The sequence below is a fragment of the Paenibacillus cookii genome (assembly GCF_018333375.1).
GTDB classification, from domain to species: Bacteria; Bacillota; Bacilli; order Paenibacillales; family Paenibacillaceae; genus Paenibacillus_AQ; species Paenibacillus_AQ cookii.
Genome location: NZ_BORW01000085.1, coordinates 1 through 1,514, shown reverse-complemented (window position 1 = coordinate 1,514; position 1,514 = coordinate 1). Strand labels below are relative to the sequence as shown.

Genomic DNA, 1,514 nt, shown 5'->3' with positions numbered 1-1,514 from the left:
CTCAACTTTCGCACCTTGAAAATTAGTGTTAAGCCTTGATATGACTAGGATTTCTTATTGAAAAATCTCGTTCTTGACAGAAAAACACCTTTCCGTTTGGTAAAATGGAAGTGGATAGTCTTCCCATCCCAAACAGAAAGGTGCGTAACTCTATGGTACAACACAACTTCCTGTCTGAAAAGGGCCAAGAACGAATCTCGGCTTTATTTTCCGCTTTGCAAATCGGACAACTGTTGCGTAAAGCCGGCATTTCGAAGTCGTTCGGCTTATCCAGTCTAATGATCTTTCGGTTGATCTTTACGCTCGTGTTTGAAGGGTGCAATTGGTTTCGTCTTCTGCATAGCAACCGCCGCCAGTCGTTGCCTGGCAAAGATGTAGTCTATCGATTCTTAAACCATCCACGCTTTGCCTGGCGACGATTTTTGCATGCCTTGAGTCTGAAGGTCGTTCAGCATTTTGATTCCTTAACCTCTTCGTCCCGCGTTCGGACGTTCATCATTGATGATTCGGTTCTTCGCAGGGATCGCAGCAAGAAAGCCGAGTTGCTTGCCCGAGTCTTCGATCATACGACGAGGAGATATGCTCGCGGCTACAACATGCTCACGCTCGGATGGTCGGATGGCTTCAGCTTTGCGCCCATCGATTTTGTAATGCTCAGCTCGGCCAAGTTGACGAATCGCTTTTGCGAGATGAAGGAACGTCTGTCCAAGCGTACCCAAGGCTACAAACGCCGCATCGAGGCGCTTTCACGCAAACCGGATGCCGTGGCGGCTCTGCTTGATCGAGCGATTCAGGCTGGATTTAGCGCTGACTTTGTCCTGATGGACAGTTGGTTTACCCAAGCGCCTCTGTTGCGTGAACTGATGGCGAAAGGTCTGCATGTCATTGGGATGGTCAAGGCGATGAAACAACGATACCGGTTCGACGGAAAAAGCCTGACGCTCCATGAACTGTATGCCCTTTTGCCAAAGCAGAAAAACAAAGAAATCCTTGGCTCGGTCATCGTTCAAACCGCCTGCGGTTTGCCGATCAAATTGGTCTTTGTGCAAAACCGCCATCGGCGGCGGGATTGGCTGGTTCTGCTTAGCACCGATTTGACGTTGGAAGAGGCTGAGATCGTTCGCATCTACGGCATGCGTTGGAGCATTGAGACGTTCTTCAAATTTGCCAAATCGTACCTGAAGCTGGGAACGGAGTTTCAAGGTCGTTCGTTTGATATGCTCATCAGCCACACCACGATCGTGTTTACCCGTTATCTCGTAATGGAATGGGAACGCCGTCACAACAACGACGCGCGGTCGTTGGGCGGTCTGTTTTTCCTGTTTTCCGACGAAGTTCGAGACCTGGATCTCAAAACGGCTTTGCAGCATCTGATCGCATTTTTCATGGCGTTCACGGAAGCAAAATCCAAACGGGATCAGTCTGCCGTTGTATGTCAACTCCAGCAATGGATTGCGAGTTTGCCCAATTATATCAAGGCTTTGTTCGGAAAATTAAGCTGCGAAAGTTGAGTT

1 protein-coding gene is annotated in these 1,514 nt (G+C 48.9%); it reads left to right on the top strand.

Annotated elements, in window-relative coordinates:
- Positions 1-152: 152 nt before the first annotated feature.
- Positions 153-1,511 carry an IS4 family transposase gene (locus KI367_RS26645; RefSeq protein WP_212953307.1) on the top strand — a complete coding sequence of 453 codons (1,359 nt, stop codon included), beginning with the start codon at positions 153-155 and terminating at the stop codon, positions 1,509-1,511.
- The last annotated feature ends 3 nt before the right edge of the window (positions 1,512-1,514 follow it).

Bases quoted from the DNA above. Each gene is read 5' to 3' on its own strand.
- KI367_RS26645 (WP_212953307.1), top strand. From the start codon at position 153: ATGGTACAACACAACTTCCTGTCTGAAAAGGGCCAAGAACGAATCTCG.